This is a genomic window from Mesobacillus maritimus (assembly GCF_023715205.1).
Classification (GTDB): Bacteria; Bacillota; Bacilli; order Bacillales; family Cytobacillaceae; genus Mesobacillus_B; species Mesobacillus_B maritimus_C.
Window position 1 is genome coordinate 249,059 of sequence record NZ_JAMBNR010000006.1, and the last position, 13,760, is coordinate 262,818.

14 protein-coding genes are annotated in these 13,760 nt (G+C 37.6%); 9 read left to right on the top strand and 5 right to left on the bottom strand.

Annotation, left to right across the window (positions count from 1 at the left end; all coding sequences use genetic code 11):
* The first annotated feature begins 185 nt into the window (after window positions 1-185).
* The 4 genes from M3182_RS10930 (at window position 186) to M3182_RS10945 (ending at window position 4,275) form a co-directional block, all read left to right on the top strand.
* Window positions 186-449 carry a phosphocarrier protein HPr gene (locus M3182_RS10930; protein WP_251425518.1) on the top strand — a complete coding sequence of 88 codons (264 nt, stop codon included), beginning with the start codon at window positions 186-188 and terminating at the stop codon, window positions 447-449.
* Window positions 449-2,167, top strand: coding sequence for a phosphoenolpyruvate--protein phosphotransferase (gene ptsP / locus M3182_RS10935; protein ID WP_251425521.1), 1,719 nt, complete (start codon window positions 449-451; stop codon window positions 2,165-2,167). The genes M3182_RS10930 and ptsP overlap by 1 nt, the downstream gene beginning before the upstream one ends.
* Before the next feature lie 420 nt (window positions 2,168-2,587).
* Window positions 2,588-3,367: an SDR family oxidoreductase gene (locus M3182_RS10940; protein ID WP_251425524.1), complete on the top strand. Its 780-nt coding sequence runs from the start codon at window positions 2,588-2,590 to the stop codon at window positions 3,365-3,367.
* A 26-nt stretch (window positions 3,368-3,393) separates the two neighbouring features.
* A complete protein-coding gene (locus M3182_RS10945; protein ID WP_251558072.1) occupies window positions 3,394-4,275 on the top strand; it encodes an NAD(P)-dependent oxidoreductase in 882 nt (293 codons plus the stop codon).
* 46 nt (window positions 4,276-4,321) lie between these two features.
* On the opposite strand, the gene M3182_RS10950 is transcribed toward M3182_RS10945, so the two are convergent.
* The 3 genes from M3182_RS10950 to M3182_RS10960 form a co-directional block, all read right to left on the bottom strand.
* On the bottom strand, window positions 4,322-5,470 hold the full coding sequence (locus M3182_RS10950) for an aminotransferase A (RefSeq protein WP_251425530.1): 1,149 nt from the start codon (window positions 5,468-5,470) through the stop codon (window positions 4,322-4,324).
* A 242-nt stretch (window positions 5,471-5,712) separates the two neighbouring features.
* Window positions 5,713-6,180: a YkyB family protein gene (locus tag M3182_RS10955; RefSeq protein WP_251558074.1), complete on the bottom strand. Its 468-nt coding sequence runs from the start codon at window positions 6,178-6,180 to the stop codon at window positions 5,713-5,715.
* Between the two features lie 96 nt (window positions 6,181-6,276).
* Window positions 6,277-7,167: a metallophosphoesterase gene (locus tag M3182_RS10960; RefSeq protein ID WP_251558076.1), complete on the bottom strand. Its 891-nt coding sequence runs from the start codon at window positions 7,165-7,167 to the stop codon at window positions 6,277-6,279.
* Window positions 7,168-7,409: 242 nt separating this feature from the next.
* Here M3182_RS10960 and M3182_RS10965 point away from each other — a divergent pair, with 242 nt between their 5' ends.
* Together M3182_RS10965 and M3182_RS10970 are read left to right on the top strand one after the other, a co-directional pair.
* On the top strand, window positions 7,410-8,624 hold the full coding sequence (locus tag M3182_RS10965) for an EAL domain-containing protein (RefSeq protein ID WP_251425537.1): 1,215 nt from the start codon (window positions 7,410-7,412) through the stop codon (window positions 8,622-8,624).
* 303 nt (window positions 8,625-8,927) lie between these two features.
* A complete protein-coding gene (locus M3182_RS10970; protein WP_251558085.1) occupies window positions 8,928-9,500 on the top strand; it encodes a DUF3993 domain-containing protein in 573 nt (190 codons plus the stop codon).
* A gap of 85 nt (window positions 9,501-9,585) precedes the next feature.
* On the opposite strand, the gene M3182_RS10975 is transcribed toward M3182_RS10970, so the two are convergent.
* Window positions 9,586-9,828, bottom strand: a complete 243-nt coding sequence (locus M3182_RS10975; protein ID WP_251425541.1) for a glutaredoxin family protein — start codon at window positions 9,826-9,828, stop codon at window positions 9,586-9,588.
* Between the two features lie 13 nt (window positions 9,829-9,841).
* Complete coding sequence (locus M3182_RS10980; RefSeq protein ID WP_251558098.1) at window positions 9,842-10,798, bottom strand: MBL fold metallo-hydrolase; 957 nt, start codon at window positions 10,796-10,798, stop codon at window positions 9,842-9,844.
* 182 nt (window positions 10,799-10,980) lie between these two features.
* On the opposite strand from M3182_RS10980, the gene M3182_RS10985 reads away from it, so the two are divergent.
* The 3 genes from M3182_RS10985 (at window position 10,981) to M3182_RS10995 (ending at window position 13,748) form a co-directional block, all read left to right on the top strand.
* Window positions 10,981-11,217, top strand: coding sequence for a YkuJ family protein (locus tag M3182_RS10985; RefSeq protein WP_251425545.1), 237 nt, complete (start codon window positions 10,981-10,983; stop codon window positions 11,215-11,217).
* A gap of 440 nt (window positions 11,218-11,657) precedes the next feature.
* A complete protein-coding gene (gene cbpB, locus M3182_RS10990; RefSeq protein WP_251425547.1) occupies window positions 11,658-12,089 on the top strand; it encodes a cyclic-di-AMP-binding protein CbpB in 432 nt (143 codons plus the stop codon).
* 228 nt (window positions 12,090-12,317) lie between these two features.
* Window positions 12,318-13,748: an MDR family MFS transporter gene (locus M3182_RS10995; RefSeq protein WP_251426179.1), complete on the top strand. Its 1,431-nt coding sequence runs from the start codon at window positions 12,318-12,320 to the stop codon at window positions 13,746-13,748.
* Window positions 13,749-13,760 lie beyond the last annotated feature (12 nt).

Consider the following 13,760-nt stretch of genomic DNA (forward strand, 5'->3'; position numbering starts at 1 on the left):
CGTTGGAAAGAAATGATTGAAATTACATACGCTTTCAGGAAACGATTGGAAAAATATATGGTGTGAATCGAATGTCGAATTGGGTAAAATAATAGTACATGTTTATATGATAGCCTGAGTTTGACTTTGGGGTAAAAGCATCATGTATTTCACCTATATATTTTTTAAAGGAGTTTGATTTCGATATGGAAAAAAGCTTTAAAGTAATTGCAGAAACAGGGATTCATGCACGCCCAGCGACATTATTGGTACAAGCTGCTAGCAAATTTGATGCTGATGTTCATCTTCAATACAAAGAAAAGAAGGTTAACCTTAAATCTATTATGGGTGTAATGTCTCTTGGAATTGGACAAGGTGCTGATATCACTATTATCGCAGAAGGAAGCGATGAAGCAGACGCTTTAAATACAATCGAAGAAACACTTAAAAGGGAAGGATTAGCAGAATAATGAGTTTTCTTCAAGGTATCGCTGCTTCCAACGGGATTGCCATCGCAAAGGCATATCGTCTAGTCGAACCTGACTTTTCTTTTGAAAAGAAGACTGTTGACTCACCAGAGCAGGAGGTAGCTCGTTTTCAATCTGCATTAAAAACCGCTAAGGATGAACTCGAACAAATCCGGACTCGCGCTGATAAAGAGCTAGGTGCTGATAAAGCAGCTATTTTTGAAGCTCATTTGCTCGTCCTTAGTGACCCAGAACTTATTTCTCCAATAGAAGATAAAATTAACTCTGAAAATGTAAACGCGGAGCATGCCCTTAAAGAAACCGCTGATATGTTTGTTTCAATGTTCGAGTCTATGGACAATGAATATATGAAAGAGCGTGCGGCTGATATTCGTGATGTGACAAAACGTGTTCTGGCGCATTTACTTGGAATTCAAATTCCAAACCCGAGCATGGTTACGGAAGAGGTTATTATTGTTGCAGAAGATTTAACACCTTCTGACACTGCTCAATTAAACCGTGAGTTTGTAAAAGGTTTTACAACAAATATTGGTGGCCGTACATCCCATTCGGCGATTATGGCTCGTTCAATGGAGATTCCAGCGGTAGTTGGAACAAAAACAGCTACTACTGAAATTAACAACGGCGATTTAGTTGTTGTGGATGGGTTAAAAGGTGAAGTCCATATCAACCCAACTCCGGAAATGCTTGAGGAGTATAAACAACAACAAGCGGATTATGCGAAACAAAAGGCTGAGTGGGCTAAGCTTGTGAACGAAAAAACGGTCACTGCAGACGGCCAACATGTTGAATTAGCTGCAAACATTGGAACACCAAAGGATCTTAAAGGTGTAGTAGAAAATGGAGGGGAAGCAGTAGGATTATATCGTACTGAATTCCTATACATGGATCGCGATCAACTTCCGACAGAAGAAGAGCAATTCACTGCTTATAAAGCTGTCCTTGAGGGAATGGAAGGAAAGCCAGTTGTTGTTCGTACTTTAGATATTGGTGGCGATAAAGAGCTTCCATACTTGAACCTGCCAAAAGAAATGAATCCTTTCCTTGGGTTTAGAGCCATCCGTTTGTGCTTAGAAGAACAAGATATTTTCAGAACACAACTTCGAGCATTGCTTCGAGCGAGTGTCTTTGGAAATTTAAAAATCATGTTCCCAATGATTGCTACATTAGTGGAATTCAGACAAGCCAAAGGGATGTTAGAAGAGGAAAAGCAAAAACTTCAATCTGAAGGTATCCAAGTTGCAGACAAAATTGAGCTTGGAATCATGGTTGAAATTCCGTCAACTGCAGTTCTTGCTGATCAATTTGCTAAAGAAGTTGATTTCTTTAGTATCGGTACGAATGATCTTATCCAATATACGATGGCTGCGGATCGAATGAACCAACAAGTTTCGTATCTTTATCAGCCATATAATCCATCCATTCTTCGCCTTGTAAAAATGGTGATTGATGCTGCTCATAAAGAAGGAAAATGGGCAGGAATGTGTGGAGAAATGGCTGGCGATGAAACAGCAATTCCATTGTTAATTGGTTTAGGGTTAGATGAGTTCTCGATGAGTGCTACTTCAATATTAAAAGCAAGATCACTAATTAGAAACTTATCTAAAGCCGATATGGAAGTTTTAGCTGAAAAGGCACTTCAAATGGGGACAACAGAAGAAGTAGTTGAAGTTGTTCAATCAACAGTTTCTTCTTTGTAACATATTTGTAATGTTAAATATGTTTTAAATTCAGGTTTGCGGGTATAAATAAGTAAGCACTTTGGTAAAACTAAAGGTAAGCTAATCATTCTCATTTTTCCCCCAGACTTGGCCGGTTGTCTTTGACAACCGGTCTTTTTTTATGGCTCTTTTCTCAAAAATTGTTGCTCTTAAAGGAAATATAGAATGATTTGGCTATGATTTCATTCCAAAGTTGGTTCACATGTTGAGAAAAGGGCTTACAAACTAAGTATTAACGCTGAAAAGGGCTTCTATCGCGTTAAATTTAAGGATTTTAAAAACAAACTTTGCGAAAACAGGCTCAAGCTGCAAGTTTTCTGATAAGATGTCTTGCAAATGAATGAATTCTGATAATAAGTACTTTATAATAAAAGTAAATAGCCTATTGGAGGTGGAGAAATGGATTTTCAATTAACAGGAAAAACGGCCGTTGTCGTAGCTTCGAGTCAGGGATTAGGTCGGGCAATCGCAGAAGCCTTGTTAAAAGAAGGGGCAAATGTCGTGATTTCTGGAAGAGATGAGTCGAAATTAAAAAAAGTTGCGATGGAATTAGAGGGATATGGGAAGGTTGACTTTCAACGGACAGATATTACGGAGCCAGAAGATATAAAGCAGTTAATCGCTAAAGCTGTGGATCGGTTTGGTGGAGTGGATATTTTAGTCAATAATGCAGGTGGACCGCCGGCAGGGTCATTTGAATCATTAACAGATGAGGATTGGCAAAAATCGTTTGAGTTAAATCTGTTTTCTTATATAAGAATGATTCGGGAAGCCTTACCTTATTTAAAAAAGCAAGGGGGGAAAATCATTAATATTGCTTCTACTTCAATTAAGGAACCGATTCCGGGTCTGATTTTATCCAATACGTTTCGAACAGGAATGGTGGGATTAACAAAAACGCTTTCTCAAGAATTAGCTCCTTATAACATATTAATTAATTTGGTAGCTCCGGGGAAAATTGCCACTGACCGAGTTGAACATCTGGATCAATTTAGTGCCGATAAACTAGGGATATCCAAAGAGGAGTTTGCGAATCAATCAAAGAAGAATATTCCATTGAAGCGATATGGTGAACCAGAAGAATTTGCAAGAGTGGTTGCTTTCTTAGCATCTGATGCTAATTCCTATATGACCGGTAGTTCGTTTTTAGTAGATGGTGGAATGGTTAAATCAATTTAGGTTCGAAAAGTGAAGGGAGAATAGGTATGCTTACAAAAGAAAATACCGTTATTGGTTTTATTGGAACTGGTGTAATGGGAAAAAGCATGGCTGGACATTTATTAAAGGCTGGTTATCCATTATATGTATATACAAGAACAAAACAAAAAGCTCAGGACCTATTAGATCAAGGTGCAAGATGGGCGGATACACCAAAAGAGATAGCTGAAAAAGCGAACGTGATTATTACAATTGTAGGTTACCCATCAGATGTTGAAGAGATTTATCTAGGGAAAGATGGACTCATTTCAAATGGGAACGAAAATACATATTTAATCGATATGACGACATCGACCCCTTCCCTTGCAGTGAAAATTGCTCAAGAGGCAAAGCTGAAGGGGATGCATGCCATCGATGCACCCGTTTCCGGTGGTGATATCGGAGCACGAGAAGCAAGACTGGCAATTATGGTCGGTGGAGAAGAAAAAGCCTTCATTGAGATTGAACCGATTTTAGAAAAAATGGGCTCTAACATCGTTCTTCAAGGAAAAGCTGGTGCAGGTCAGCATACGAAAATGTGTAACCAAATAGCCATAGCGTCGAATATGATTGGTGTTACTGAAGCCATAGTTTATGCAGAGAAAGCCGGATTGGATCCAGAGAAAGTATTGCAAACAATTACAACAGGTGCCGCCGGAAGTTGGTCACTATCAAATCTTACACCAAGAGTGATCAAAGGGGATTTTGAGCCAGGGTTTATGATTAAGCATTTTATCAAAGATATGGGGATCGCTCTCGAGGAAGCTGAAAAAATGGGGATTGCAATGCCTGGTTTATCGCTAGCTCAATCCCTCTATAAACAACTGGCTGAACAAGGTTTAAGTGATAAAGGTACTCAGGCGTTATATAAATATTGGTTTCAAGGGTAAAAAAATCGTTCCGTAACTGGAACGATTTTTTTATGTGTTCGAAGGTTTAAATCGTTTTTAAGTAAGCCTCTAAACGATTTAAGCCTTCTTCTAGGACTTCCATCGAATAGGCATATGATAATCGGAAGTAGCCTTCTCCATATTGTGAAAAAGCACTTCCTGGAACAACAGCAACCTTTTGTTTGTTAACCAGGTCGAGTGCAAAATCAAATGATTGAAAACGTCCATTAGGGATTTCTACAAAAAAGTAGAAGGCCCCATCCGGCTTGATTACTTTAAGGTCCATTCCAGTGAGTCTGCGATAAACATAGTCACGGCGTTTTATGTATTCCTGCTTCATCTGGTCGGCATCATTTATGCCAGTGGTTAATGCTGTTATGGCAGCAACTTGTGATACAGACGAAGCGCAAGTAACATTGTATTGATGGACTTTTAGAATATGTTTTGTTATCGCTTCTGGAGCAAAAAGGAAGCCGATTCTCCAGCCTGTCATGGAATGTGATTTTGAAAGACCGTTGATGACAATGGTTTGTTCTGGTAGATAGGAGGCAATCGATTGATGTTGGCGCTCATATGAAAGTTCACTGTAAATTTCATCTGCAAGGATGAAAATATCCTTTCCTTTCACCAGTTTAGCTATTGCCCTTAATTCTTGTTCAGTTAAACTGATGCCTGTTGGATTCGAAGGATATGGAAGCACAATGCATCGAGTTTTATCGGTGATTTTTTCAGCAATTAATTCGGCAGTAAATCGAAAATCATTCTCCCGAATATCCACATAAACTGGTTTTGCGCCACAAAGCTTGATTATGGGTTCATAGCCAGGGTAAACAGGCCCTGGTAGGATGACTTCCGTATCTGCTTCTAAAATGGTTCTAAAGGAGATATCGATGGCCTCGCTTGCACCTGTCGTTACAATAATCTCAGAGTCTGGAGAATAGGTGACACCGTATTTTACTTTGTAAAAGTTAGCTGCAGCTTCTCTCAACTCAATCAAACCAGCATTGTGGGTATAGCTCGTCTGGTTTTGATCAATAGCTCGTTTTCCAGCTTCCTTTACATGTTGGGGAGTGGGAAAATCGGGCTGACCAATTGTAAGGGAAATCATGCCTTCGATGCCAGCAACTAAATTAAAAAATTTCCGTATACCTGAGATTTCAATTTTTTTCACCTTTGAATTTATTAAATGTTCCACTTCTATTCGATCTCCTTCAATAAAATATATCTATATATTTTGAGTGTATCGGGGGAAAAAACCAGGCAACGATGGTTGCCTGGTTGAACTGATTTTACCCGATCATAAAACAGCTCTTTTTCAAAAGGTGCTCGTCTTAGAATTATGCTTTCTTAACGAATTGTCTATATTGTGGGAAGAGAACTTGTAAATTTCATTTCAGTACGCTCTGGTTAACTTTCGATCAGAGTAAAGGGAAAGGATTAAAAATAACTTTCTCCTAATTTTTTAAATACAGGTTTCTGATATTTTTTCTTTTTCCTTGCTTCATGGGTTGGATTTTCCCTAATCCCCGTATAGGTTTGTAGGAGTTTTTTGGCTTGAGTCAAGGAAAGGGTTGACTTTGGATTTCGAACGGAGCCATCTAATTTCCCTAAATGGGGGAGGTCTTTAAAGTCTGCTTTAGTTGGTGGGATGTGAAACAAGTATTTTCCACAAGAAACAAGCACATCCGATTGTTGTTGACTTAATTTTGGATTCTGAGAGAAATGTAAGCCAACTTTCTTTGCTTTCCCCTGTCGTAACAGCTTCATAAGGGCTTCGTGTTTAAGGTAATATAAAAACTTTGGATTAGGGGCTGTCTTTGCGTGACGATTAACAATGTAGATCGCTTGGGAGAGATTTTCTATTGTCGGACTTATATGGGGAGAATCTTGCCGTTGGCTTTTCAATAGTAGGGCTCCTTTCACAAGTTCTTCTTTATAAAAATATTATACCCTTCTTTTTGGTAGAAAAAAACAGTTAACCATGGTGATTTAAGAAACAATTCAAGATACGTCTTGTTCATTCAGTTCTGAGCTTAAAGTGAATAATGTTAGTTCAGGCTTAGAGAACATACGAAATGGTAATCTCGTTGTGCCAATCCCACGATTTACATAAAGGGTTAACTCATTATGCGTTCCTAAAAGATAGAACCCTTCTGGATATTTCTCGCCAAATGGTGGTGTGACGACGGGACCGTAAAATGGGAGTTGAATCTGCCCCCCATGACTATGACCACTAAGCTGTAACTGAATAGGATATAGGGAAGTGGTTTCCGCTAAATCAGGAGCGTGAGATAGCAAAATTTTATAAGATTGTTCCTCTGTATTTTGAAGTGCGGCTTTTATATCTGGTTGGCCTAACATCGCATCATCAATGCCTAAAAGGTAAATCGAATTTCCGTTAGGAAGTGTAATAGGCTTGGAGTCGTTCACTAACAAGGTAAATCCAGAGTTAATAATGATTTCTTTATAAATATCTGTCCCATATCCCCCATGGTCATGATTTCCATATACAGCAAACTTTCCATACCTAGAATTTAAGTTTGATAGAATTTTTGTAACTTCAGAAACTTGATTAAACTCAGTTGGATGATCTAATAAATCTCCTGTAAAAACAATTAAGTCAGGTTGTAAGTCATTTATTTTTTTGATCAGTTTTTGAAATTGAGCTAAATTGTAATGAAATCCTAAATGGGTATCGCTAAACTGGATAATTCTAAATCCATTAAAATCTTTAGGTATGCTCGAATGCTTTAATTTATATTGGGTAACGTCAAGCAATCTTGGTTCAATCTCGTTTGCATAATAGTAACCACCAATACCTACACTACCTAGGGCGAGTGCCCCACTAAATAATCGTTTTATAAAGTTCCGCCTTGATACTTTCTTGGGCATTGTATTTTACCACCATAATTTAGATATCTATTAATAATATCAGAAAGCTTCACAAAAATGAAGATAAGAATATAAACCAATGCTTTGGAAAATGGATGGAAAGTGTTGTAGATGATAGAATAAGTTTATAGAATTTAAATTTAAGAGTGAGTTTAGTAAATTAAGAGGCGACCGCTCACGAATGTGATTATCACTAGGAGCCGAAGCTGTATTATGAAAAGTGTAATTAGGGAGAGGGTTAAATGGATGCATTAGACATTCTAACCGATTTAAATCATGTAATTCCGTTTTTTCAACCGATTTTTAGCGCAGATGAACATCGAATTATAGCCTATGAGGTCCTCGGTAGATATGAAACAGACGAAGGACCAATAAGTCTAGGACCCTTTTTTCAAGACAGGGAGATCCCTGATGAATATCGTTTAGATGTAGATTTAACGATTCTCGAAAAAGCCTTTTGTAAGGCGGCTGAGTTGGACGATGATATTCTTTTATTTATAAATAGAGATGCCGAATTGTTGTTATGTGATGAAGAAGAAAGGCTTCTAACTTTAATCTTAAATTATAAAGAAAAAGGGCTTCAGCCAAGTCAAATTGTTCTAGAGGTATCTGAGCGAAATGCAGATGGAAGATTAGAGGATTTAGATCACTTACTCAGATATTATCGGACATATGGAATAAAAATTGCAATTGATAAAATGGGAAATGATAGTAGCCATTTGGATCGAATTAGCCAACTAGAGCCAGATATCCTAAAAGTTGATTTACAAATCCTTAAATCAACAGCCGCTGGTCCCACTTATCAGAATATCTTATTTACTCTTTCTATGTTGGCTCGTAAAATTGGAGCAGCGCTATTATTTGAAAATATCGAAACCGCTTTTCAACTTCATTTCGCATGGAAAAATGGAGGACGTTATTATCAGGGGTACTATTTAAAGGAACCACAAAGTGCTTTTTTAAACAGGGGGATTTTGAAAGAAAGATTAAAGCAAGAATGTCATGAGTTTATCTTATCTGAAAAGAAAAAAATAGAAACTTTGTTTTCTTTGCGTGATGAATTTGAGCATAGGGTTCAAGATACGCTCAGTCGCAATCGTAAGGTGCAAGATTACACGGACCTGTTGACCATCGTTGCGAAAGAATTAGATGAAATGGCATTCCGAATGTATATTTGTGACGAAGATGGTTTTCAACTCTCCCCTAATCTTTTCAAACAGAAAGACCATTGGATGGTTCAACTCGAATATATTGAAAAGAATTGGAGCTGGCGACCTTATTTTCTTGAAAATATTATTAAAATGAGAAATGAAAAGAAGGGTATCTTATCAGACAGATACAATGATATTGAAACAGGTGAAGCGATTCGAACTTTTTGTCTCCCGCTTAATTCAAAGAATTATTTGTTTATTGACCTTTCTTCTTCATACTTATTTGACCGCGAAGGATTATTTTAAAGGGCTCTTTTCTCAAACTTTGTTTCTTATTAGAGTGAAAAAATAATTTAGCTAAAATTTCAATCCAATGTAATTTTTGAAGAGAAGAAAAGAGCTAATAAACTAAGTAATACCGTAGAAAAAGCTTATTTCGCGTTAGGATTTTAACAATACTCTTTACAAAAACAGCCTTTTTAAATGATTAATTTAATGAAAAGCGTCTAATGATGTCAAAACATGAAAATATTTTACGAACGAATTTCGTTCTGCTATACCTTCTTAGTTGGTAAAATTAAACTTATCTAATGCATTTAGGGGGAAAGTATGAACAAATTCATCAAGCTTTTGATTTTTTGTATTGGATGTATTCTTGTCGCATTACCATTACAGGCATATTCTGAGAGAGATTTAGATGAAAAGAAGACGCCCTCTAAGACAACGGAAAGCCAGGAGGGAACAACAATAATGGTTGACCGTAAGGAGCTATTTACCTTTTTAGAATCAGCGTTCGCTGCACAGGTAGCCTTAAGTGAAAAAGGGAGATCATTAGAAGAAATTAAAGCTGAGTTAGAACCGTTTTTTAGTGATTCCTATACAGAGTTATTCCTAGATGAAAATATTGTGGAGGAAAATGGAGAATATTTCACATATGGTTCTGATGCTGCTTTATATTATATTCCTTTTTTCTCGTATTCAGACAAGACAAAGGTAGTTCCGGTTCAAGATAGCCTTTTTGTAGGCGAGGTCTTCTCTTCTACTCTCGACGGTCCGGTTGCTTATCATAACGGAACCATTTTTCTAGAACTGACTAGAGAAGCTGGGGAATTGAAAATCGTGAAGATTTGGTATGGGGATGTACCAGAAGAGGTACAAAAGCAAATTGAGCCAACTGCATAGCGAACAGATACTTATTAAATGAACTAAAAGAAGGGGACTGGTCTTTGAAAAGGCCAGTCCCTCTTTTTAATTGTTGGGGAAATAATTAATTTGATGTTAAGTTTAAAGCTAATTCAAGCTTTTTAAGGTCAAATCCAATAATTACTTCATTTTCAACAATAACAGTTGGAGTAGAATAGGCTCCATAAGTTTGTGTTAATTCTTTTCTAGCGGTTGGATCGTCTGAGATGTTTTTTTCCACAAACTCGATCTGATATTCGTTGAGGAACATTTTAACGATTTTGCATGGAGGACAATCGTTTTGTGTATAGACAATGGGTTTGTTCATAAAGGTACCTCCGTTATCTGTTTTGTTTGCTCATGTAATCAATTAAACCCATACCACTTACTTCTAGGTCCAAAGAAAGGAGGTCGAGAATTGGGTCTCCCTTTTCTATCCCTTGAGTATGAAGATGATTTTTTAAACGTTCGTAAAGACGAGTGGTCACCAATTTTGACTGGGCCTGAAAGTCCTTCTCTTCTTCGAAAGCAAGTTTCGCCTCTGATACGAATAGCTCTAGCTCTCCTTCTACTTGTACGAAAGCCTCAGCAGGTGATTCAGACATTCCATAATGACCAAAAAAAAGTCGTTTTGGTTTCAAGCTTTTAAACAAAGCGATGGATTGAAGCATTTTACTAGGGTCGAATTGGTTAGGAGAAGTAGTTGGTAGATAGAACTCGATCCCTTTACGGTGTAGCTGTGGATAATAAATGCCTGCTGTATCTCCAGTGAAAATGCCTTCTACCTTAGGGTGGAAAATACTGAAATGATGGTTTGCGTGCCCAGGTGTGTCAAAAAAAGTTAACACACAATCATCACCAATTTTTAATGTTTCAAGGTCGTTTTTCACTTCGATTCTGTCTTCTGGAACGGGCAGAATGGGGTCGAATAATGTATCGAATTTCTCACCATATACAGTTTTTGCACTTGCAATTAATTTTGAAGGGTTTGCAAGGTGGCGTGCACCCTTTGGATGGACAATGACTTTTGCATTCGGACAATGTTGAAGTAAAAGACCAACTCCTCCTGAATGATCAAGATGAATATGTGTAACGATGACATTTTTAATATCTTCAGGTGCGATGTCTAATTCCCTCAAGCCTTGAAGGATATGTGGAATAGAAGGACTGGCTGAGGTTTCGATTAGAGTGATATCTTTTTCTTTTATTACATAAGAACCTGTTCTTTCGGCAATTCCGAGGTCGTATCCATCGATTAAATAGATGTTTTCGACTAAATGAATGGTTTTTTTAAACAAAAATTTACCCTCCCCCTAAGGTTTTCCTTGTACAAATGCCTCTCATTATTTTATTCTGTTATTATTGGCATGTAAAGGAATAGAACTGTAAATATTCAGAATTTATTTCGAATGGATAGTTTCATGTCTAAAGTAAAACCTACTAATAAGTAGTTGTTTTACGCTGAAAGGAGAGGGTATATATGTCACAGCTTCAAGGTATTATTACAAGATTGAAAAGCTTACAAGAACAAGCAGCTAATGGAGAACCGGCCCAACGTTTTTTTGAGGTGAATGGAGAAAGAAAATGTCAGGTTACATATCATCCTAAAACTGAAACTTATGAGCTTGAGGTTTACAATCAAAAAGAAAAGCCAAAAAAATATCAATTTGATAATATCGACATGATTACAATTGAAATTTTTGATTTAATTCAATAACGAAGAAGGAACTATTAGGTTCCTTACAGACTGTAGACAAACTCGATGAAATTTGAGCTTGTCTACAGTTTTTTTGTGGTTTACATTTGGCACGAGCTTCGCTTATAAAATGGAGTGAAATTCTTTGGTTAGGAATCAAACTGTCAATGCTCCTACCTGGCAGATTCCGTAGGAGTCTTCGTACTTGCCACTTTTAATCAAAGTGTTTTTAAGGAAAACTGCTGTAAGCACTGCCTTTTTTTAATAGCTACATACTTTTAAGCTTCAGCGAATAGAAATGCTTTTAATGAATCCGATTTAAAATTTTGCTCATAAGAAACAACAAAGTTTGATAACAGAACCAATAAATAAATGTAAAATGGGTTCAATCTAATCAATGAACGGAATGGAGAATTATGATAAAATAAAAGGAGATAGAAACCATAATAGGGAGCTACGTTATGTTTAGTTTGCGAAGCGGAGGACTTTTACAATTGTATACAAAAGAGCTTTTGATTCCTTCGGAGAGAGTGGCTCATGTACAAGTGGGGAACAGTTTGGAACATGCACTCCTTGTATTAACTAGGAGTGGTTATACAGCTATCCCTGTCTTGGACCCACACTACCGTTTACTTGGATTGATTAGTACACCGATTATTATGGATTCCATTTTAGGAATCGAAAGAATTGAATTTGAATTGTTAGAACAAAAAAAGGTCGAAGAGGTTATGAATGTAGAGATTCCTCGTGTTTCGATCGATTCAACGTTAGAAACAGCGATCAGTTACTTGGTTGATCATCCCTTTTTGTGTGTTGAGGATGATCAAGGTTATTTCGAAGGGATTTTAACCCGTCGAGCCGTATTAATAGAATTAGAAAAAAATAATAAGTAATATGTTGGCCCCCGGTTTGCGGGGGTTTCCATTTTTATTCGAAACAATTAGAACGCCCTAACAGGCTATTTTTTTATAGATTATAAAGGTCAATTGACCCTTTTTGGTATCCATTCAGAGCTCTAGAAGCAATACTCTTTATAAGAAGGGGGGATGAAAGTGGGGGAATCACTGAAATCCCTTTTTGAAAAAGGGAAAACCAAAAGGCCGCTTGTGTTAATTTCTGTTATGCTTGCTACGTTTATGGGGGCCATTGAGGCAACAATTGTCTCAACTGCTATGCCTGAAATCGTAGGGGAGCTTGGTGGATTTTCTTTGTATAGTTGGGTGTTCTCTGCTTACTTACTAATGAATGCGGTGACAGTGTTAATATATGGGAAGTTGTGTGATTTATACGGACGAAAACCGATATTGATATTTGGAATTCTCATTTTTTTAATAGGGTCCATTTTATGCGGTTTAGCGACCTCGATGGAAATGTTAATATTTTCCCGCTTTATTCAGGGATTTGGTGCTGGTGCGGTTACTCCTGTTGCTACAACCATTATTGGGGATATTTATACAAAGGAAGAGCGTGCAAAGATACAAGGGTATTTGTCAAGTGTTTGGGGGATTTCAGCGGTTTCAGGACCAGCTATTGGCGGGTTGCTTGTTGAATTTGTTAGTTGGCGGTATGTGTTTTGGGTAAACATCCCGCTTGGACTATTAGCGATGTTTGGAGTTTGGGCATTTTTAGATGAGAAAATTGAAAAGAAAAAACACCAAATTGATTATGCTGGGGCTATTCTTTTGACCATTGCAGTAAGCGCACTTATGGTTTTATTAGTCGAAGGTGGCGTTCATATTGCTTGGAATTCTCTTATTGCGATCATTCTGTTTTTTATATCGCTGATTGCTTTTGTTTTTTTCTTCCACACAGAGAAAAAAGCAGTTGAACCGATAATGCCATTTTCCATCTGGCGGGAAAAGTCGATTCTGATTGCTAATCTTACATCGCTAAGTACTGGAATTATTTTGATTGGAATTTCTAGTTTTCTCCCAGCTTTTGTCCAAGGAGTCATGGAAAAACCTCCAATCGTTGCTGGATTTACTTTAACGGCTATGTCGATTGGGTGGCCAATTGCATCGACGTTATCCGGTAGACTGCTTCTTAAAATTGGTTTCCGATTGACGTCTTTAATTGGGGGAGCAGCTTTAATAGTTGGAAGTCTCATATTTGCAACGTTATCTCCTGAAGCAGGTCCAATATGGGCAGGTACGGGGTCTTTTGTTATTGGAATTGGTATGGGACTAACAACAACGGCGTTTATAGTGTCAATCCAAAGTACAGTCACATGGCAACAAAGAGGTATTGCCACAGCGAGCAATAGTTTCATGCGAAATTTAGGAAATACAATCGGGGCGGCATTGCTAGGAGGAGTGCTTAACAGCAGTATTCAAGCGAAACTGTCAGAAGGAAAAGAGCTGTCACTTGATTCAGTTAACCTCCTTTTAAGTGAATCGGAACGAAGTCATATGGCGATTGAACTGAAGCTTACTTTACAAGAAACGTTAACGGGAGCTCTCCACACTGTTTATTTAGTTGTCTTGGGTTTTGCCATCCTCAGTATCCTACTAGTTGCGTTCCTTCCAAAGAAAGAAATGGAGTCAAATGGATAGAAGGAGGTTTGG

What these genes read in the sequence shown, in the direction of transcription:
- M3182_RS10930 (WP_251425518.1), top strand. Translation starts at nt 186, where the DNA reads ATGGAAAAAAGCTTTAAAGTAATTGCAGAAACAGGGATTCATGCACGC.
- ptsP (WP_251425521.1), top strand. Translation starts at nt 449, where the DNA reads ATGAGTTTTCTTCAAGGTATCGCTGCTTCCAACGGGATTGCCATCGCA.
- M3182_RS10940 (WP_251425524.1), top strand. Translation starts at nt 2,588, where the DNA reads ATGGATTTTCAATTAACAGGAAAAACGGCCGTTGTCGTAGCTTCGAGT.
- M3182_RS10945 (WP_251558072.1), top strand. Translation starts at nt 3,394, where the DNA reads ATGCTTACAAAAGAAAATACCGTTATTGGTTTTATTGGAACTGGTGTA.
- M3182_RS10960 (WP_251558076.1), bottom strand. Translation starts at nt 7,167, where the DNA reads ATGCCCAAGAAAGTATCAAGGCGGAACTTTATAAAACGATTATTTAGT.
- M3182_RS10965 (WP_251425537.1), top strand. Translation starts at nt 7,410, where the DNA reads ATGGATGCATTAGACATTCTAACCGATTTAAATCATGTAATTCCGTTT.
- M3182_RS10970 (WP_251558085.1), top strand. Translation starts at nt 8,928, where the DNA reads ATGAACAAATTCATCAAGCTTTTGATTTTTTGTATTGGATGTATTCTT.
- M3182_RS10975 (WP_251425541.1), bottom strand. Translation starts at nt 9,828, where the DNA reads ATGAACAAACCCATTGTCTATACACAAAACGATTGTCCTCCATGCAAA.
- M3182_RS10985 (WP_251425545.1), top strand. Translation starts at nt 10,981, where the DNA reads ATGTCACAGCTTCAAGGTATTATTACAAGATTGAAAAGCTTACAAGAA.
- cbpB (WP_251425547.1), top strand. Translation starts at nt 11,658, where the DNA reads ATGTTTAGTTTGCGAAGCGGAGGACTTTTACAATTGTATACAAAAGAG.
- M3182_RS10995 (WP_251426179.1), top strand. Translation starts at nt 12,318, where the DNA reads ATGCTTGCTACGTTTATGGGGGCCATTGAGGCAACAATTGTCTCAACT.